General features: G+C 56.2%; 17 protein-coding genes. All 17 read left to right on the top strand.

The genetic code is table 11. The features are described from left to right. Positions 1 to 58: 58 nt before the first annotated feature. The 17 genes from mtnA to RHM68_RS17435 all read left to right on the top strand — a co-directional run bounded on the left by mtnA (position 59) and on the right by RHM68_RS17435 (position 19,762). Entirely contained in the window at positions 59 to 1,135 is a 1,077-nt protein-coding gene (mtnA, locus tag RHM68_RS17515) for an S-methyl-5-thioribose-1-phosphate isomerase (protein ID WP_322217115.1), read from the top strand. A gap of 433 nt (positions 1,136 to 1,568) precedes the next feature. After that, complete coding sequence (gene gyrA, locus RHM68_RS17510; RefSeq protein ID WP_322217112.1) at positions 1,569 to 4,223, top strand: DNA gyrase subunit A; 2,655 nt, start codon at positions 1,569 to 1,571, stop codon at positions 4,221 to 4,223. A gap of 255 nt (positions 4,224 to 4,478) precedes the next feature. Further along, positions 4,479 to 5,564: a 3-phosphoserine/phosphohydroxythreonine transaminase gene (gene serC, locus RHM68_RS17505; RefSeq protein ID WP_322217110.1), complete on the top strand. Its 1,086-nt coding sequence runs from the start codon at positions 4,479 to 4,481 to the stop codon at positions 5,562 to 5,564. Continuing rightward, positions 5,564 to 6,658, top strand: a complete 1,095-nt coding sequence (gene pheA, locus RHM68_RS17500; protein ID WP_322217108.1) for a prephenate dehydratase — start codon at positions 5,564 to 5,566, stop codon at positions 6,656 to 6,658. The genes serC and pheA overlap by 1 nt, the downstream gene beginning before the upstream one ends. A gap of 12 nt (positions 6,659 to 6,670) precedes the next feature. Further along, positions 6,671 to 7,783, top strand: coding sequence for a histidinol-phosphate transaminase (gene hisC, locus RHM68_RS17495; RefSeq protein ID WP_322217106.1), 1,113 nt, complete (start codon positions 6,671 to 6,673; stop codon positions 7,781 to 7,783). 28 nt (positions 7,784 to 7,811) lie between these two features. Continuing rightward, positions 7,812 to 10,019 (top strand): bifunctional prephenate dehydrogenase/3-phosphoshikimate 1-carboxyvinyltransferase, encoded by a 2,208-nt coding sequence (locus RHM68_RS17490; protein WP_322223835.1) that lies wholly within the window; start codon positions 7,812 to 7,814, stop codon positions 10,017 to 10,019. Beyond that, entirely contained in the window at positions 10,016 to 10,705 is a 690-nt protein-coding gene (cmk, locus tag RHM68_RS17485; RefSeq protein WP_322217104.1) for a (d)CMP kinase, read from the top strand. Before RHM68_RS17490 ends, cmk begins: the two co-directional genes overlap by 4 nt. Positions 10,706 to 10,825: 120 nt before the next feature. Further along, on the top strand, positions 10,826 to 12,520 hold the full coding sequence (gene rpsA / locus RHM68_RS17480; RefSeq protein ID WP_123406822.1) for a 30S ribosomal protein S1: 1,695 nt from the start codon (positions 10,826 to 10,828) through the stop codon (positions 12,518 to 12,520). Between the two features lie 218 nt (positions 12,521 to 12,738). Continuing rightward, positions 12,739 to 13,017 carry a hypothetical protein gene (locus RHM68_RS17475; RefSeq protein WP_322217100.1) on the top strand — a complete coding sequence of 93 codons (279 nt, stop codon included), beginning with the start codon at positions 12,739 to 12,741 and terminating at the stop codon, positions 13,015 to 13,017. Between the two features lie 151 nt (positions 13,018 to 13,168). Continuing rightward, complete coding sequence (gene ihfB / locus RHM68_RS17470) at positions 13,169 to 13,477, top strand: integration host factor subunit beta (RefSeq protein WP_054051920.1); 309 nt, start codon at positions 13,169 to 13,171, stop codon at positions 13,475 to 13,477. A gap of 11 nt (positions 13,478 to 13,488) precedes the next feature. After that, positions 13,489 to 13,728 carry a LapA family protein gene (locus tag RHM68_RS17465; RefSeq protein WP_322217097.1) on the top strand — a complete coding sequence of 80 codons (240 nt, stop codon included), beginning with the start codon at positions 13,489 to 13,491 and terminating at the stop codon, positions 13,726 to 13,728. Between the two features lie 229 nt (positions 13,729 to 13,957). After that, positions 13,958 to 15,034, top strand: a complete 1,077-nt coding sequence (rfbB, locus tag RHM68_RS17460; protein WP_322217095.1) for a dTDP-glucose 4,6-dehydratase — start codon at positions 13,958 to 13,960, stop codon at positions 15,032 to 15,034. Next, positions 15,031 to 15,924: a dTDP-4-dehydrorhamnose reductase gene (gene rfbD / locus RHM68_RS17455; protein ID WP_322217092.1), complete on the top strand. Its 894-nt coding sequence runs from the start codon at positions 15,031 to 15,033 to the stop codon at positions 15,922 to 15,924. Before rfbB ends, rfbD begins: the two co-directional genes overlap by 4 nt. Further along, positions 15,921 to 16,811 carry a glucose-1-phosphate thymidylyltransferase RfbA gene (rfbA, locus tag RHM68_RS17450; protein WP_322217090.1) on the top strand — a complete coding sequence of 297 codons (891 nt, stop codon included), beginning with the start codon at positions 15,921 to 15,923 and terminating at the stop codon, positions 16,809 to 16,811. Before rfbD ends, rfbA begins: the two co-directional genes overlap by 4 nt. A 55-nt stretch (positions 16,812 to 16,866) precedes the next feature. After that, positions 16,867 to 17,790 carry a glycosyltransferase gene (locus RHM68_RS17445; protein ID WP_322217087.1) on the top strand — a complete coding sequence of 308 codons (924 nt, stop codon included), beginning with the start codon at positions 16,867 to 16,869 and terminating at the stop codon, positions 17,788 to 17,790. Beyond that, positions 17,787 to 18,749 carry an SDR family oxidoreductase gene (locus tag RHM68_RS17440; RefSeq protein ID WP_322217085.1) on the top strand — a complete coding sequence of 321 codons (963 nt, stop codon included), beginning with the start codon at positions 17,787 to 17,789 and terminating at the stop codon, positions 18,747 to 18,749. The genes RHM68_RS17445 and RHM68_RS17440 overlap by 4 nt, the downstream gene beginning before the upstream one ends. After that, positions 18,746 to 19,762: a glycosyltransferase family 4 protein gene (locus tag RHM68_RS17435; RefSeq protein ID WP_322217083.1), complete on the top strand. Its 1,017-nt coding sequence runs from the start codon at positions 18,746 to 18,748 to the stop codon at positions 19,760 to 19,762. The genes RHM68_RS17440 and RHM68_RS17435 overlap by 4 nt, the downstream gene beginning before the upstream one ends. Positions 19,763 to 19,849: the final 87 nt, after the last annotated feature.

The following is a 19,849-nucleotide window of genomic DNA, read 5'->3' as shown; positions in this document are numbered from 1 at the left end:
GTCTTCGCGGGGGGATCGCTATAATCGGCGGCTTTTGTTCATGAGTGCGGGGTGAGGGATGCGCGATCGACTGTTGGCTGCGGAGAAGGTGAAGGCCATCGATTGGCGTGATGGTGCCCTGTATCTGCTGGATCAGCGTATTTTGCCGTTCGAGGAGACCTGGATCGCCTACACCAGCGCGGCTGGCGTGGCCGAGGCCATTCGTTCAATGGTGGTGCGCGGTGCGCCGGCGATTGGCATCAGTGCCGCCTATGCCATGGTGCTGTCGGCCCGCGCCCGGATTGCCGAGGGCGGTGACTGGCAAGCTTCGTGGGAAGAGGATTACGCGGTGCTGGCCGATTCTCGTCCAACGGCGGTGAATCTGTTTTGGGCCTTGAGTCGCATGCGTGACCGCCTGGATCGTCTCAAGGAACATGCCGACCCTCTGGCGGCACTGGAGGCGGAAGCTATCGCCATTCATGAAAGTGATCGCGAAGCCAACCTGACCATGGCGCAACTGGGCGTGGACCTCATCCGCAAGCACCAGGGCAACGCCCAGACGATCCTGACCCATTGCAACACCGGGGCCCTGGCCACCGGCGGCTTTGGGACGGCATTGGGGGTTATTCGCGGTGCCTTTATCGAAGGCATGGTCGAGCGCGTCTATGCCGACGAAACCCGTCCGTGGCTGCAGGGCTCGCGACTGACCGCTTGGGAGCTGGCTAACGAAGGCATTCCAGTGACACTCAATGCTGACTCTGCCGCCGCCCACATCATGAAGACCAAAGGTATTACCTGGGTCATCGTCGGTGCCGACCGCATCACCGCCAATGGCGACGTGGCGAACAAGATTGGTACGTATCAGTTGGCGGTGAACGCGATGCATCACGGCGTGCGCTTCATGGTGGTGGCGCCGAGTTCGACTATCGACATGACCCTGGCCAGTGGCGACGAGATTCCGATTGAAGAGCGCGATGGTCGTGAGCTTTTGGAAGTCGGCGGCAAGCGGGTCGGGGCTGATGTCGATGCGTTCAACCCGGTGTTCGACGTGACCCCGGCCGATTTGATCGATGCGATCGTCACTGAAAAAGGCATCGTCGAACGGCCTGATGCCGCGAAAATGGCCCAATTGATGTGCCGCAAGCGCCTGCATTGAGGGTCTGGGGCGACTGATAATTCGCCAGGCTCGCCCCAACGTTGATCGAGGTGTGACCGCGCGCGTCGGCACAACAAACATCTCATGGGGGGAGTCTGTTCGCGAAGAGGTGCGGCAGCCAACAAAGAGTCCCCATTCAGGCCCCCAATCTGCATTCACCACGGCTCTAAGCTTCTCTCGTCGCCGTTAAGCCTGTCATCGGTCAACTAACTATGCTCCATGCTCGTCAGGGGGATAGGTGCGTGGCGGCTCTTGTGATAACATCCGGCGTTTTCCGAGGCAGTCCCGCGGGGTTGTCTTTACTGCGCAAATCCATGGTTTAACTTATTGATTTGTCGTAAGTCGGTGCATGGCACTCAGCCTGCAGCGGCGAGCTTCGTTCGTCCCATATGGATGTGACGAGGTTTCACCAGAAAAAGGAATCGAGCTTCTCATGGGCGAACTGGCCAAAGAAATCCTCCCGGTCAATATCGAAGACGAGCTGAAGCAGTCCTACCTCGATTATGCAATGAGCGTAATTGTTGGTCGGGCGTTGCCGGATGCGCGCGATGGCTTGAAGCCCGTGCATCGGCGTGTGCTGTTCGCGATGAGCGAGCTGGGCAACGACTTCAACAAGCCGTACAAGAAATCTGCCCGTGTTGTCGGTGACGTGATCGGTAAGTATCACCCTCACGGTGATACCGCGGTATACGACACCATCGTTCGGATGGCGCAGCCATTTTCCCTGCGCTACCTGCTGGTAGACGGTCAGGGCAACTTCGGTTCTGTGGACGGCGACAACGCTGCCGCCATGCGATACACCGAAGTGCGCATGACCAAGCTGGCGCACGAGCTGCTGGCTGACCTGCACAAAGAAACCGTGGACTGGGTGCCGAACTACGACGGCACCGAAATGATCCCCGCGGTCATGCCGACCCGTATTCCCAACCTGTTGGTCAACGGCTCCAGCGGTATTGCCGTGGGCATGGCGACCAACATTCCGCCGCACAACCTTGGTGAAGTCATCGACGGTTGCCTGGCACTCATCGACAACCCAGAGTTGACCATTGATGAGTTGATGCACTACATCCCCGGTCCCGACTTCCCGACCGCTGCGATCATCAACGGTCGTGCCGGCATCATTGAAGCCTACCGTACCGGTCGCGGCCGCATTTACATGCGTGCCCGCTCGATGATCGAAGACATCGACAAGGTCGGTGGCCGTCAGCAAATCGTCATCACCGAACTGCCTTACCAGTTGAACAAAGCCCGTCTGATCGAGAAGATCGCCGAGCTGGTTAAAGAGAAAAAACTGGAAGGCATCACTGAGCTGCGCGACGAGTCTGACAAAGACGGTATGCGCGTCGTGATCGAACTGCGTCGCGGCGAAGTGCCTGAGGTCATCCTCAATAACCTTTACGCTCAGACTCAGTTGCAAGCGGTGTTCGGTATCAACATCGTGGCGCTGATCGACGGCCGTCCCCGCATCCTGAACCTCAAGGATCTGCTGGAAGCCTTCGTCCGTCACCGTCGCGAAGTGGTTACCCGGCGTACCGTGTTCGAGCTGCGTAAAGCACGCGAGCGTGGTCACATTCTCGAAGGTCAAGCGGTTGCCTTGTCGAACATCGACCCGGTCATCGCGCTGATCAAGGCTTCGCCGACACCGTCGGAAGCCAAGGAAGCGCTGATCAAGATGGCGTGGGAATCCAGCGCCGTTGTTGCAATGGTTGAGCGTGCCGGTGCTGATTCGTGCCGTCCAGAGACACTGGATCCGCAATACGGTCTGCGTGAAGGCAAGTACTTCCTGTCGCCAGAACAGGCGCAAGCCATTCTGGAACTGCGTCTGCACCGCCTGACCGGCTTGGAGCATGAAAAGCTGCTGGCCGAGTACCAGGAGATTCTCAATCAAATCGGCGAGCTGATTCGCATCCTCAACAGCGCAACGCGCCTGATGGAAGTGATCCGCGAAGAGCTGGAAGTGATTCGCGCCGAATACGGTGACGTGCGCCGCACCGAAATTCTCGATGCGCGTCTGGACCTGACTCTGGGTGACATGATCCCGGAAGAAGAGCGCGTCGTGACCATCTCCCACGGTGGCTACGCCAAGACCCAGCCACTGGCTGCGTACCAGGCTCAGCGTCGCGGCGGTAAAGGTAAATCGGCTACCGGCGTCAAGGATGAGGATTACATCGCTCACCTGCTGGTCGCGAACAGCCACACCACGCTGCTGCTGTTCTCCAGCAAAGGCAAAGTGTACTGGCTGAAAACCTACGAAATTCCGGAAGCGTCCCGCGCTGCCCGCGGTCGTCCGTTGGTCAACCTGTTGCCGCTGGGCGATGGTGAATACATCACCACCATGCTGCCGGTCGACGAGTACACCGAGGGTCACTTCATCTTCATGGCCACCGCTGACGGTACTGTGAAGAAGACCCCGCTGGAATCCTTCAGCCGTCAACGCAGTGTCGGTCTGATCGCGCTGGAGCTGGACGAGGGCGACGTACTGATTTCTGCCGCCATTACCGATGGCGAGCGTGAAGTCATGCTGTTCTCCGACGGCGGCAAGGTCACTCGCTTCAAAGAGTCCGACGTTCGCGCCATGGGCCGTACCGCTCGCGGCGTTCGCGGCATGCGTCTGCCGGAAGGTCAGAAACTGATTTCCATGCTGATTCCGGAAGAGGGCAGCCAGATCCTGACCGCTTCTGCGCGTGGTTACGGCAAGCGTACCGCGATCACCGAGTTCCCTGAGTACAAGCGTGGCGGTCAAGGTGTTATCGCCATGGTCAGCAACGAGCGTAACGGTCGCTTGGTTGGGGCGGTCCAGGTGCTTGATGGCGAGGAAATCATGCTGATTTCCGACCAGGGCACATTGGTTCGTACTCGTGTCGACGAAGTCTCCAGCCTGGGGCGTAACACCCAAGGCGTGACCCTGATCAAACTCGCCAGCGATGAAACGTTGGTCGGTTTGGAGCGGGTTCAGGAGCCGTCGGAAGTCGAGGGCGAAGAGCTGGAAGGTGAAGAGGGTGCAGGGTTCGAGGGTGAAGTCGTGATCGACGGCGCTGTCGAAGACCAGCAGCTCGACGCCGCAGCCGACGAAGAACCGCAGGAATAAGCGGACATGCAGGGGGCGGATGAAGATTCGCCCCCTTGTTGTTTGTCCCTTTTGAAAATTCGACACCCCCGAAGATCCTGAGTGAAAGGGCTCTTGTGGGCGCCGGACTAGCCCGCGATGCGGGCACTGCGGTGTGTCTTGAGCACCGCGCTGATGCAATCGCAGGCAAGCCAGTTCCCACAAAGGCTTGCCCGTGAGGTCTGTGTCGACTGATTATTTATTACGTGATACCCCCAAATCAGAGCGAGATTGGATGTGAGCAAGAGAGCCTATAACTTCTGTGCCGGTCCTGCGGCGCTTCCCGAAGCTGTCCTGACGCGCGCCCAGGGTGAACTCCTTGATTGGCACGGCAAGGGCCTTTCGGTCATGGAGATGAGCCATCGCAGTGATGAGTTCGTGTCGATTGCCACCAAGGCCGAGCAGGATCTGCGTGATCTGCTGAATATCCCTTCGAACTATAAAGTGCTGTTTCTGCAGGGCGGTGCCAGCCAGCAATTTGCTCAGATTCCTCTGAACCTGTTGCCGGAAAATGGCTCGGCCGACTATATCGACACCGGTATCTGGTCACAGAAAGCCATTGAAGAAGCTTCGCGCTACGGTCACGTCAATGTGGCCGCAACCGCCAAGCCTTATGACTATTTCGCTATTCCCGGTCAGAACGAATGGAAGCTGTCCAAGGACGCGGCCTACGTCCATTACGCGCCGAATGAAACCATCGGCGGTCTGGAGTTCAACTGGATTCCCGAAACCGGCGACGTCCCGCTGGTGGCTGACATGTCCTCGGACATCCTGTCCCGACCTATGGATATCTCGCGTTTCGGCATGATCTACGCCGGTGCTCAAAAGAACATCGGCCCGAGCGGCATTCTGGTGAATATCGTTCGTGAAGACCTGCTGGGTCGCGCGCGCTCCCTGTGCCCGACCATGCTCGACTACAAGGTCGCGGCCGATAACGGCTCGATGTACAACACGCCGCCGACACTGGCTTGGTACCTCTCTGGCCTGGTCTTCGAGTGGCTGAAAGAGCAGGGCGGCGTTGAAGCCATGGGCAGGCTCAATGACATCAAGCAGCGCACGCTGTACGACTTCATTGACGCCAGTGGCTTGTACAGCAACCCGATCAACAAGCCGGACCGCTCGTGGATGAACGTGCCGTTCCGCTTGGCCGATGACCGCCTCGACAAGCCTTTCCTGGCGGGTGCCGAGGAGCGAGGCCTGTTGAACCTCAAGGGTCACCGTTCGGTGGGCGGCATGCGCGCCTCCATCTATAACGCCGTCGACATCACTGCGGTTAACGCGCTGGTTTCGTACATGGCAGAGTTCGAGAAGGAACACGGCTAATGTCTGAGCAAGAACTCAAGGCACTGCGCGTCCGCATTGATGCCCTGGACACTAAAGTCCTGGAGTTGATCAGCGAGCGCGCACGCTGCGCCCAGGAAGTTGCACGCGTAAAGATGGCTTCACTGGCCGAAGGCGAAGTGCCGGTGTTCTATCGTCCCGAGCGCGAAGCTCAGGTGCTCAAGCGTGTGATGGAGCGCAATCAGGGGCCGTTGGGCAATGAGGAGATGGCGCGGTTGTTCCGTGAAATCATGTCCTCCTGCCTGGCGCTCGAACAGCCGCTGAAAGTCGCATACCTCGGGCCTGAAGGCACCTTCACCCAGGCGGCGGCCATGAAACACTTCGGCCACGCGGTGATCAGCAAACCCATGGCGGCGATCGACGAAGTGTTTCGCGAGGTGGCGGCCGGTGCGGTGAACTTTGGCGTGGTCCCGGTGGAAAACTCCACCGAAGGCGCGGTCAACCACACCCTCGACAGCTTCCTGGAACACGACATGGTGATCTGTGGCGAAGTTGAGCTGCGGATTCACCATCATCTGTTGGTCGGTGAAAACACCAAGACCGACAGCATCAGTCGCATCTACTCCCATGCCCAGTCCCTGGCCCAGTGCCGCAAGTGGCTGGACGCCCATTATCCAAATGTCGAGCGTGTGGCCGTCTCCAGCAACGCCGAAGCGGCCAAGCGGGTTAAAGGTGAGTGGAATTCGGCGGCGATTGCCGGCGACATGGCCGCAGGTTTGTACGGTCTGACCCGTCTTGCAGAAAAAATCGAGGATCGTCCGGACAACTCCACGCGATTCCTGATCATTGGCAGCCAGGAAGTACCGCCGACCGGCGACGACAAAACGTCGATCATCGTTTCCATGAGCAACAAGCCAGGCGCATTGCATGAGTTGTTGGTGCCGTTTCACGACAACGGTATCGATCTGACCCGCATTGAGACTCGTCCGTCGCGCAGTGGTAAATGGACTTACGTGTTTTTCATCGATTTCGTCGGCCATCACCGCGACCCGCTGGTCAAAAGCGTGCTGGAAAAGATCAGTCAGGAAGCAGTAGCACTCAAAGTGCTGGGTTCCTACCCGAAAGCAGTTCTCTAAGGGCGGTAGCAAATGAGTGGCGACTTCCTCGCTCTGGCACAGCCGGGCGTGCAACAACTTTCGCCTTACGTTCCGGGCAAGCCCGTGGACGAGCTGGCGCGCGAGCTGGATATCGATCCGGCTAAAATCGTCAAGTTGGCGAGTAACGAAAACCCACTGGGTGCCAGTCCCAAGGTGCTGGAGGCCATTCATGAAGCGTTGGCTGAACTGACTCGTTACCCAGATGGCAACGGTTTTGCGCTCAAGAGCTTGCTGGCCGACAAGTGCCGTGTCGAACTGAATCAGGTAACGCTGGGCAATGGTTCCAACGACATTCTTGAGTTGGTCGGACGTGCTTATCTGGCGCCTGGCTTGAATGCCGTGTTCAGCGAACACGCGTTTGCGGTCTACCCGATCGTCGTTCAGGCAGTCGGCGCGCAGGCCAAGGTGATTCCGGCCAAAGACTGGGGGCATGACCTGCCAGCCATGTTGGCTGCGATTGATGCCGATACCCGGGTGGTGTTTATCGCTAACCCGAACAACCCGACCGGGACCTGGTTCGATGCCGAGGCGCTGGACGAATTCCTACAGGACGTACCGGCTCATGTGCTAGTCGTGCTGGATGAGGCCTACATCGAATACGCGCAAGGCAGCGAATTGCCTGATGGCCTCGACTACCTGGCGGCTTATCCGAACTTGTTGGTGTCGCGGACCTTCTCCAAGGCATATGGCCTTGCAGCGCTGCGGGTTGGCTATGGTTTATCTACGGCGGTGGTCGCGGATGTGCTGAACCGTGTGCGTCAGCCGTTCAATGTCAACAGTCTGGCCTTGGCCGCTGCTTGCGCGGCGTTGCAGGATGCCGAGTACCTCGCTGAAAGCCGTCGTTTGAATGAAGCCGGCATGCTGCAATTGCAAGCGGGTTTTCGTGCGCTGGGGCTGAGCTGGATCCCTTCGAAAGGCAACTTTATCTGCGTCGATCTGGGGCAGGTTGCTGCACCTGTCTTCCAGGGCTTGCTTGGCGAAGGCGTTATCGTGCGTCCCGTGGCCAACTACGGCATGCCCAACCACTTGCGCATCACCATCGGTCTGCCGGCTGAAAACAGCCGCTTCCTTGAGGCGCTGACCAAGGTTATGACTCGTGGTTGATGTCATTGCACTGCAATCTGCGCAGCCTATGATCGGTCGCCTGGTGGTGGTCGGTCTGGGATTGATCGGCGGTTCGTTTGCCAAAGGTCTGCGTGAAAGCGGCGTGTGTCGCGAAGTGGTCGGTGTCGATCTCGATCCACAATCGCGCAAGCTGGCGGTCGAGTTGGGCGTAGTGGATCGCTGCGAAGAAGACCTGGTTGTCGCCTGCCAGGGCGCCGACGTGATTCAGCTCGCCGTACCGATCCTGGCCATGGAAAAAATGTTGGTCCAGTTGGCCGGTATGGAGCTTGGTCAGGCGATTCTGACAGACGTCGGCAGCGCGAAAGGCAATGTGGTGCGTGCGGCGACCGAAGCGTTTGGCGGCATGCCGCCGCGCTTTGTGCCGGGGCATCCGATTGCCGGTTCCGAGCAGAGCGGGGTAGAAGCCTCCAACTCGGACCTTTTCCGTCGTCATAAAGTGATTCTGACGCCGCTGGATCAAACTGATCCGGTCGCATTGGCTGTGGTCGATCGGTTGTGGCGCGAATTGGGCGCCGATGTCGAGCACATGCAGGTCGAACGCCACGATGAAGTGTTGGCGGCCACCAGCCATTTGCCGCACTTGCTTGCATTCGGTTTGGTCGACTCGCTGGCCAAGCGCAATGAAAATCTTGAGATCTTCCGTTACGCTGCGGGCGGTTTCCGCGATTTCACAAGAATCGCTGGTAGCGACCCGGTCATGTGGCACGACATCTTCCTCGCCAACCGCGAAGCTGTCCTGCGCACACTCGATACATTTCGCAGTGACCTCGACGCCTTGCGCGACGCGGTCGATGCAGGGGATGGGCACCAATTATTGGGCGTGTTTACTCGCGCCCGGGTTGCCCGCGAACATTTCAGTAAAATCCTGGCCCGCCGGGCTTATGTGGACGCTATGAACTCCAACGACCTGATTTTCCTGGCACAACCTGGTGGCCGCCTGACTGGGCGGATTCGTGTACCGGGCGACAAATCGATTTCCCACCGTTCGATCATGCTTGGCTCCTTGGCCGAAGGCACCACCGAAGTCGAAGGTTTCCTTGAGGGCGAAGATGCCCTGGCGACCTTGCAGGCCTTCCGCGACATGGGCGTTGTTATCGAAGGTCCGCACCACGGCCGCGTGACGATTCACGGCGTCGGCCTGCATGGCTTGAAGCCTGCACCGGGTCCGATTTACCTGGGTAACTCCGGCACGTCGATGCGTTTGCTGTCCGGCCTGCTGGCTGCGCAAAGCTTCGATAGCACGCTGACCGGTGATGCTTCGCTGTCCAAGCGGCCGATGAATCGCGTGGCCAATCCGCTGCGTGAAATGGGCGCTGTGATCGAGACGGCTGCTGAAGGTCGCCCGCCGATGATCATTCGTGGCGGCAAGACGCTCAAAGGCTTGACCTACACCATGCCAATGGCCAGTGCTCAGGTTAAATCCTGCCTGCTGTTGGCGGGTCTGTACGCCGAAGGCAAAACCTCGGTCACCGAGCCAGCGCCGACTCGTGACCACACCGAGCGCATGCTGCGCGGCTTCGGCTACCCGGTGACCGTTAATGGCGCTACGGCGTCGGTCGAGTCCGGCCACAAATTGACAGCGACCCATATTGAAGTGCCGGGCGATATTTCGTCTTCGGCGTTCTTCTTGGTGGCAGCGTCGATCGCCGAAGGGTCCGAGCTGGTGCTTGAGCACGTCGGCATTAACCCGACTCGTACTGGTGTGATCGATATCCTTCGCCTGATGGGCGCAGACATCACCCTGGAAAACCTGCGCGAAGTCGGCGGCGAGCCAGTTGCAGACCTGCGCGTGCGAGCAGCTAAACTCAAAGGTATCGAAATTCCCGAGGCGCTGGTTCCGCTGGCCATCGACGAGTTTCCGGTATTGTTCGTCGCCGCCGCCTGTGCAGAGGGACGCACCGTACTGCGTGGTGCCGAAGAGCTGCGAGTCAAAGAGTCGGACCGGATCCAGGTCATGGCCGATGGCTTGCTGGCGTTGGGCGTCAAGTGCGAACCGACCCCGGACGGCATCATCATCGACGGCGGCCTGATCGGCGGCGGCGAAGTGCATGGGCATGGCGATCATCGGATTGCCATGGCGTTTAGCGTGGCTTCGCTGCGTGCGACTGCCCCGATTCGCATCCATGATTGCGCCAACGTCGCGACGTCGTTCCCGAACTTTCTCGCGTTGTGTGCTCAGGTCGGCATTCGTGTTGTTCAAGAGGCTCAGTCGTGAATATCAAGCCACCGGTCATCACCATCGACGGTCCTAGCGGTTCGGGCAAGGGCACTATTGCCGGTATCCTGGCCAGGCAGTTGGGGTGGTGTCTGCTGGATTCCGGTGCCCTTTACCGCCTGTTGGCATTCGCTGCGCGCAATCATGGCGTCGATTTGACCAATGAAGAATCGCTGAAGCTGTTGGCCGCTCATCTGGACGTGCAGTTTGTTGGTGCGACGGAAGGTCATCCCCAGCGAATCATTCTTGAAGGTGATGATGTGACGGATGACCTGCGTAACGAGCAGGTCGGCGCCTGGGCTTCCCAGGTCGCCGCGCTGCCGGCCGTGCGCGATGCGCTGCTGCAGCGCCAGCGTGCATTTCAGGAGCCACCGGGGTTGGTGGCTGATGGCCGAGACATGGGTACGGTGGTGTTTCCCGATGCGCCGCTGAAGATATTCCTCACTGCCAGTGCGGAGGAGCGTGCGCGCCGTCGATACTTGCAGTTGAAGGGCAAAGTCGATGGTGTTAGTCTGTCGAGTCTGCTAGATGAGATACGTGTCCGCGATGAGCGTGACACCCAGCGAGCGGTAGCCCCGCTTAAACCGGCGGCTGACGCCATACAGCTGGATTCAACGGAATTATCCATCGATCAGGTGCTGCAACGCATCATGAGTGAGATCGCAATTCGCGATATTGCCGGGTGACCAAGAAGCGACCCAGGGGACCAGTCATAGTCCTGCGCTGCTTCTTCAAATGAACGTAACCCACGTCGTCTGGGATGTGGAGATGGGCGTATCCTTCGCCCTTATTCAACAGGAATTAAAATGAGCGAAAGCTTTGCGGAACTCTTTGAAGAAAGCCTAAAAACCCTGAACCTTCAGGCAGGCTCCATCATCACCGGTGTTATCGTTGATATCGATTACCAAGCTCGTTGGGTAACCGTTCACGCTGGCCTGAAGTCTGAAGCACTCATCCCGCTTGAGCAGTTCTACAACGATGCTGGCGAACTGACTATCAACGTCGGTGACGAAGTTCACGTTGCTCTGGACTCGGTTGAAGACGGCTTTGGTGAAACCAAGCTGTCCCGTGAAAAAGCCAAGCGCGCTGAATGCTGGATTGTTCTGGAAGCAGCCTTCGCAGCCGAAGAAGTGGTTAAGGGCGTTATCAACGGTAAGGTTAAAGGCGGCTTCACTGTCGACGTTAACGGCATCCGTGCGTTCCTGCCAGGTTCTCTGGTTGACGTCCGTCCAGTGCGCGACACCACGCACTTGGAAGGCAAAGAGCTGGAATTCAAGGTCATCAAGCTCGACCAGAAACGCAACAACGTTGTCGTTTCCCGTCGTAGCGTCCTGGAAGCCGAGAACTCCGCCGAGCGCGAAGCTCTGCTGGAATCCTTGCAGGAAGGCCAACAAGTCAAAGGTATCGTCAAAAACCTCACCGATTACGGCGCATTCGTCGATCTGGGTGGCGTCGATGGCCTGCTGCACATTACCGACATGGCTTGGAAGCGTATCAAGCATCCTTCCGAAATCGTCAACGTTGGCGACGAGATTGATGTCAAGGTTCTGAAATACGATCGCGAACGCAATCGTGTTTCCCTGGGCCTCAAGCAGCTGGGCGAAGATCCATGGGTCGCTATCAAAGCCCGTTACCCAGAAAGCACTCGCGTTACCGCTCGTGTAACCAACCTGACTGACTATGGCTGCTTCGCTGAGCTGGAAGAAGGCGTTGAAGGTCTGGTACACGTTTCTGAAATGGACTGGACCAACAAGAACATCCATCCTTCGAAAGTCGTACAAGTCGGCGACGAAGTGGAAGTTATGGTTCTGGACATCGACGAAGAGCGTCGTCGTATCTCCCTCGGCATCAAGCAGTGCAAATCTAACCCATGGGAAGATTTCTCTGGCCAGTTCAACAAGGGCGATAAAATCTCCGGCACCATCAAGTCGATCACCGATTTCGGTATCTTCATTGGTCTGGACGGCGGCATCGACGGTCTGGTTCACCTGTCCGACATCTCTTGGAACGAAGTGGGCGAAGAAGCCGTTCGCCGCTTCAAGAAGGGCGACGAGCTGGACACCGTTATCCTGTCGGTTGACCCAGAGCGCGAGCGCATCTCCCTGGGTATCAAGCAACTGGAAAGCGATCCGTTCTCCGAGTACGTTCAAGAGAACGACAAAGGCGCAATCGTTAAAGGCATCGTGAAAGAAGTTGACGCTAAAGGCGCCATCATCACTCTGGCCGACGATATCGAAGCGACTCTGAAAGCCTCCGAAATCAGCCGTGACCGCGTTGAAGACGCGCGCAACGTTCTGAAAGAAGGCCAGGAAGTAGAAGCCAAGATCATCAGCGTTGACCGCAAGAGCCGCGTAATCCAGCTCTCCATCAAGTCGAAAGACGATGCTGAAGAGAAAGAAGCAATCCAAAGCCTGCGCGACAAGCCAGCGACTTCGGAACCTGCTGCTGGTCCTACCACTCTGGGCGACCTGTTGCGTGCACAAATGGAAAAACAGAACTAAGTTCTGTCAGACCATAGAAAAAGGGCGACTTCGGTCGCCCTTTTTTGTGTCTGTGATTTGGTGGGTCTGAAGTTTAAATCGGCCTTTAATCCATGACTTTGAAACCAAAAGCCGTTACATATTGTCTCTTTCTTTAATAGGATCAATCGCTTATTTGCAACTAGTCTTTAGCCTGAAGCAAATGACAGTTGGGCAGTGTGCCCGGCATAAGGATGTAGATGAACAAGCTCATTGTCGCCATCGCATTAATGACATTGGCTGGCTGTGCCACGAATGCCAAGACGCACGTAGTGCGGGGCGTTAGCGGTATCGAAATTGATTGCTCGGGGCTAGGCTCTGGATGGGAAAAATGCCGTAAGCGAGCTGATAGAGAGTGTAAGGCTGCGGGTTACAAGGTTATTGCAAGGTCCGACGAGGCTAAGGAAGAGGATGAGTTTCCTTTTGGTTTCAATCCTGCAGGGTATGTGACGCGCACAATGTTGATTATTTGTCGGTGAGATCGTAATAATTTTGTAGTGATGTTGTGCTACATAAATGTGCGCCACGTCTTCGGTAAAGATATGTCAATACTCGGGCTTTTCAAATTTCTCCGGGCGTGCTAAAACCTTTGAAGCGCTGATCTAGCTGCTTGAAAAAGAAGGGAAAAATATGACGAAGTCGGAGTTGATCGAACGAATTGTCACCCATCAAGGGCTGCTCTCATCTAAAGATGTGGAGCTGGCCATCAAGACCATGCTTGAGCAAATGTCCCAATGTCTGGCCACCGGGGATCGTATCGAGATCCGCGGCTTTGGCAGCTTCTCGTTGCACTATCGCGCGCCACGCGTAGGCCGTAATCCAAAAACCGGTCAATCTGTCAGCCTGGACGGCAAGTTCGTTCCGCACTTCAAGCCAGGAAAAGAGCTGCGTGACAGGGTGAACGAGGAAGAGGAGGAGGGGTTTGACCTTCATAATTAAAGGATCGGCGCATGCGTAATCTCAAGCGGATACTCCTTGGCGTGTTTGTACTGCTGCTTGTTCTGGCGGTGCTTGCCTTCGTTCTTGAGAATCAACAGTCGGTTTCGTTGTTGTTCCTTGGCTTGGCTGGACCTCAACTACCTGTGTCGCTTTTCGTTGTTCTTGCGCTGCTGATCGGCATGCTGATTGGGCCGATTCTGGGATGGTTTCTGGGGCGTACATCCAGAGCTGCACGCAAGCGCCTTGTCTGATCGCGACAAATACACAGTGTGTGTCCAGTGCGCGCCACAGCTTGTCTATATCCATTAGTAAAATCGTCATTAAGCTGTAAAATGCTAGGCTTGTCCGATGATGGCAAACTCCAACATCGGATCATACTGACTCTGTCAGAAGCCTCTGCTTAGATGACGGCTTTTGCGTTCATGGATTAGACAGCGCTCGGTTGGCGGCCCTGTCAGCAACTCAAGGGTATGGTTTCGCGTGAAAATTCTAGTAACCGGCGGCGCCGGCTTCATCGGCTCGGCAGTCATTCGTCATATTATCTCCAACACCTCCGACTCTGTCGTTAACGTCGATAAGCTGACTTACGCCGGTAACCTTGAGTCGTTGGCCGAAGTTAGCCAGAACTCGCGTTATGTTTTTGAGCGCGTTGACATCTGTGACCGCGATCAAATCGATCGTGTCCTGCGTGAACATCAGCCAGATGCCATCATGCACCTCGCCGCAGAGTCACACGTCGATCGTTCGATCTCTGGCCCGTCTGAATTTATCCAGACCAACATCATCGGCACTTACACCCTGTTGGAAGCTGCACGCTACTACTGGGTTGCTATGGATGATGTGCGCAAAGCCAACTTCCGGTTTCATCATATTTCCACCGATGAAGTTTACGGCGACCTCGAAGGTCCGGAAGACCTCTTCACCGAAACGACCCCTTATCAGCCTAGCTCGCCGTACTCGGCCAGCAAAGCCAGCTCCGACCACCTGGTTCGCGCCTGGAGCCGTACCTACGGCCTGCCGACTCTGGTCACCAACTGCTCGAACAACTACGGCCCATGCCACTTTCCTGAGAAATTGATCCCGCTGATCATTCTCAATGCTCTGGAAGGTAAGCCGCTGCCCGTTTACGGTAAAGGCAACCAGGTTCGTGATTGGCTCTACGTCGAAGATCACGCTCGCGCTCTGTACAAGGTCGTGACCGAAGGTGTTATCGGCGAAACGTACAACATTGGCGGCCATAACGAAAAGCAAAACATTGAAGTCGTGAACACACTTTGCGCACTGCTTGATGAATTGCGTCCTGATTCCGCCCACCGTCCTCACGCCAGCCTGATCACATACGTCCAGGATCGTCCGGGCCACGATCAGCGTTATGCGATCGATGCCAGCAAAATCCAGCGTGAGCTGGGTTGGACGCCTGAAGAAACCTTCGAAACCGGCATCCGTAAGACGGTCGAGTGGTACCTAAATAATACTGAGTGGGTTGCTCACGTGAAGAGCGGCAGCTACCAGCAATGGATTGATCAAAACTACGCGGATCGCTCGACTAAGGCATGAAAATCCTTCTGCTAGGAAAGAACGGTCAAGTTGGCTGGGAGTTGCAGCGCTCCCTCGCGCCGCTGGGTGAATTGATTGGCCTGGATCGTCAAGCGCTCGATGGCTTGAGCGGCGATTTGTCTGATATCGACACATTGCGTAAGACGATCCGTCAGATCAAGCCTGACGTCATCGTCAACGCTGCTGCCTATACAGCCGTCGATAAGGCCGAGTCCGATATTGAACTGGCCGATCTTGTGAACGGCCAGGCAAGTCAGGCTATGGCTGAAGAAGCCTCGTCTCTGGGCGCTTGGTTGATTCACTATTCGACCGACTATGTCTTCAGCGGCCAGGGTTCGACACCATGGCGAGAGACTGATGCGGTCGCGCCAGTGAATCACTACGGTGCCAGCAAGCTGGCCGGCGAACAGGCCATTACCGCGTCGGGCTGCAAGCACCTGATCTTTCGTACCAGTTGGGTGTACGGTGCGCGTGGCAACAACTTTGCGAAGACCATGCTACGCCTGGCCGCAGATCGCGAAAGCCTGAGCGTCATCGCTGACCAGATCGGTGCACCTACCGGTGCGGACCTTATTGCCGACGTGACTGCGCTGGCCATTCAGCAAGTGCTGCGACGACCAGAGCTCGCGGGGCTGTATCACTTGGCCGCTAGTGGCCAAGTTTCTTGGCACGGCTATGCCAGCCATGTGATCGCTTTCGCTCAGGCCAATGGCGAGCATCTGGCCGTCACGGTAATTAATCCGATCGAAACGACCGCCTATCCAACACCTGCGCGCCGTCCTCTGAATTCCCGTTTGGATACTCAGAAGCTGCGTGACAATTTTTCTCTACACTTGCCGGATTGGCAAAGTGGCGTAACCCGAATGCTTAGGGAAGTTCTGAACAAATGACCACGACAAATCGTAAAGGCATCATCCTCGCTGGCGGTTCGGGCACACGCCTGCATCCGTTGACCCTTGGCGTGTCCAAGCAGATGCTGCCGATCTACGACAAGCCGATGATTTTCTATCCGCTTTCGGTGCTTATGCTGGCGGGTATGCGTGAGATTTTGATTATCTCCACACCTGAAGACTTGCCGTGTTTCCGCAAGCTGCTGGGTGACGGTAGCTTATACGGCGTCAAGCTGACCTATGCTGAACAGCCTAGTCCGGATGGGCTGGCACAAGCTTTCATTATCGGGGAAGAGTTTATCGGCAAAGATCCTTGCTGCCTGATTCTGGGTGACAACATTTTTTACGGTCAGCACTTTTCGGACAATTTGCGCTCGGCTAGCTCTCAACAGCATGGTGCGACTGTATTCGGTTATCACGTCTCCGATCCGGAACGCTTCGGTGTTGTTGAGTTCGATAAAACCGGTCGAGCGCTGAGCATTGAAGAAAAGCCGCTTAAGCCAAAATCTAACTATGCGGTTACCGGTCTGTACTTCTACGACAACGACGTTGTCGAGATCGCCAAGAGCATCAAGCCTTCCGAGCGTGGAGAGCTGGAGATTACCGACGTTAACCGTGTATACCTCGAGCGCAAGACGCTGAGCGTTGAAATGCTCGGCCGCGGCTTTGCCTGGCTGGATACCGGTACCCATGATTCGCTGCTGGAAGCCAGTCACTTCGTGCACACCATCGAACAGCGTCAAGGCCTGAAAGTGGCCTGCCTGGAAGAGATTGCCTACCACAACGGCTGGATCACCGCCGAGCAGTTGGGCGCTCAAGCCGATGCCCTGAAGAAGACTGGTTACGGTCAATACCTTCAAAAATTGTTGGACTCGCCTTCCCACTGACTCGACCGCTCAATCCTGTCGAGTAGAAGCGTCAACCGGTTCAAGCAGGAATGGCATGCCAGTAAAACATCCCAAGATTGCGGTTTTGCTGGCTGCCTACAATGGCATGCAGTGGATTGAGGAGCAGTTAGCCTCGATTCTCGGCCAGTTAGCTGTCGACGTAACCGTTTACGTCAGTATCGACCCCTCCACTGATGGTACCGAGGCTTGGTGCGCGGGATATGCTGTTCAGCACCCCCAGGTTTTGGTTCTTCCGGCTGCTGGCAGTTTTGGTGGCGCATCTCGTAACTTCTTCCGGCTGATCCGCGATGTCGACTTCGACGGTTACGACTGCATCGCCTTTGCTGACCAAGATGATGTTTGGCACACGGATAAACTCCAACGCGCGTTCCTCGCCATTCAATCTCGTCAGGTCGATGCGTATTCAAGTAATGTCACGGCGTTTTGGCAAGACGGTAAAACCCATTTGCTGGACAAGGCACAACCTCAGGTTGAATGGGATTTCTTGTTCGAAGCGGCGGGGCCTGGATGCACCTACGTCATGAGCAAAAGCCTGGCGGATCCGCTAAAGACTTCGATGCTCGATAATTGGCAGCAACTGCAAGATGTCAGTTTGCATGACTGGTATTGCTACGCCTTCGCTCGAAGCCATGGTTTTCGTTGGTATATAGACCCAGGTCCTTCCATGGATTATCGCCAGCATGAGCGTAACCAGGTAGGTGCTAACAAAGGTCTGAGCCCACTGTTTGCCCGCTACAAAACCATACATGACGGTTGGTGGTTCCATCAGGTGCAGCTGATTGCATACTTGGTAGGGCAGGGCACCGATCCTTTTGTTCGAACTTGGTTGAAACTGCATCGCGGGCAACTCTTGAAACTTTCCTTTAGTGCCTGGCGTTGCCGACGACGGGTGCGGGATAAAGTGTTTTTCTTTTGTATTTGCTGGGTTACAGCGTTGATAGGGAATAAGGCTCGATGACTTCCCTGAAGGTATTAGTTACAGGGGCAAGCGGTTTTGTTGGCGAAGCAGTGGTTTTCAAGCTGTTGGTGGATAAGAAGTTCTGTCCGATTGCCGCTGTACGGGGAGCCTCGCGGTTGTACGGGCTATGCCTTGTCCGGCCCCTCGATTTGGGCGACGCCAAGATCTTGCCGGTACTTGATGATGTGCAAGTAGTCATTCATGCCGCTGCTCGAGTGCATGTCATGAATGAAGTTGCTGTGGACGCGTTGACCGAATTTCGTAAGGTTAACGTGCAAGGCACTCTCAAATTGGCGCAGCGTGCCGCCGAATCAGGAGTAAAACGCTTTATCTTCATTAGTTCGATCAAGGTCAATGGTGAAAGTACAACCCCGGGCAAGCCATTCAAATCTGATGACCCTTCGAATCCTGGTGATCCGTATGGTGTATCCAAATACGAAGCGGAAGAGGCATTGAAGCAGTTAGGTCGTGAAACGGGTATGGACGTCGTAATCATTCGTCCCCCGCTGGTTTATGGGCCTGGTGTTAAAGCTAACTTTCTGACTATGTTGAATTGGCTTAATAAGGGCATTCCTTTGCCTCTTGGGGCGATTCGGAATAACCGTAGCCTGGTGGCAATTGGAAACCTGGCGAACCTCATAGTCACTTGTATTGATCATCCCGCAGCAGCCAATCAGACATTCCTGGTCAGCGACGGAGTAGACCTGTCTACAACTCAACTGCTGCGGCGCTTATCGAGTGCGTTAGGCAAGCCTGCGCGACTCCTGCCGGTGCCTGAATGGCTATTGAAGCTCGCAGCTTCGAGCCTGGGCAAACAGGCAGCGGTGCAGCGCATATGTGGTTCGCTGCAAGTTGATATTAGTAAGAATCGTGAATTACTGGGGTGGACGCCACCCGTCACCATGGACAAAGCCATGCGTCAGACCGCTGGCCACTATTTGGATAAACAGGCGAAATGAGTGTTTGGTGGTTTCTGGTTGCAGTATTCGTCGTTTCCTGGGGCTTGACTCTCGTCTTGCGTCGCTATGCTTTGGCGAAAAGTTTGATGGACATACCCAATGAGCGCAGCTCTCATTCGATACCAACTCCTCGGGGTGGAGGGGTGGCCATTGTGGTGTCCTTTCTACTGGCGCTGCCGCTGCTTGCGAGTTTGGATCTGATAAGCCTCCCGGCCTTGGTTGGACTACTTGGCTCGGGTCTGCTTGTTGCCGCTATCGGTTTCGCCGATGACCACGGGCATATCGCGGCGAGGTGGCGGCTGCTGGGTCATTCCATCTCGGCAGCGTGGGCTCTGTTCTGGTTGGGCGGTCTGCCCCCCATCGAACTCGCCGGCTTCACGGTAGATCTGGGATGGCTTGGTAGTGCGCTTTCGTTGGTCTATCTGGTATGGATGCTCAACCTCTATAACTTTATGGATGGTATTGATGGCTTAGCCAGTGCCGAAGCGATCAGTGTCTGCCTGGGGATGTGCCTAGTTTACTGGGCGAGCGGAACGCTCGACTTGATCTGGGTACCATTGATTTTGACGGCCGCGGTGGTTGGGTTTCTTTGGTGGAACTTTCCCCCGGCGCGGATATTTATGGGGGACGCCGGAAGCGGATTTCTGGGGCTGATACTTGGCGCTATCGCTATACAGGCTGCGCAGGTCTCGTTCGATCTGCTCTGGAGTTGGGTCATTTTGCTCGGTGTCTTCATTGTCGATGCGACCTGGACCTTGATTCAGCGTTTCCTGCGCGGAGATAAAGTGTATGAGGCTCATCGCAGCCATGCTTATCAACACGCAACTGATCAATTCAAGCGGCATCGAGTGGTGACACTGAGCGTAGTCGCCATAAACGTATTGGTTCTTCTGCCCCTGGCGGTGCTAGTGGGAAGCGGTCGCCTGGACGGGGTCGTGGGGGGCTTGTTGGCCTACTGTCCCCTGATGGTGTTGGCATGGTATTTCAAGGCGGGAAAACCCACAGCAGACTAGCGATACCGTAATAATGTCCTGGTTTTAATGAAAGGTCTGTTCGCCTAAAACGGCCGAGAATTTAGTTTGTAATGACCAGTGTGAACC

It is taken from the genome of Pseudomonas sp. DC1.2 (genome assembly GCF_034351645.1).
Taxonomy (GTDB): domain Bacteria; phylum Pseudomonadota; class Gammaproteobacteria; order Pseudomonadales; family Pseudomonadaceae; genus Aquipseudomonas.
The sequence above is the reverse complement of the archived record's forward strand: the minus strand, read 5'-3'. Positions and strand labels throughout refer to the sequence as shown.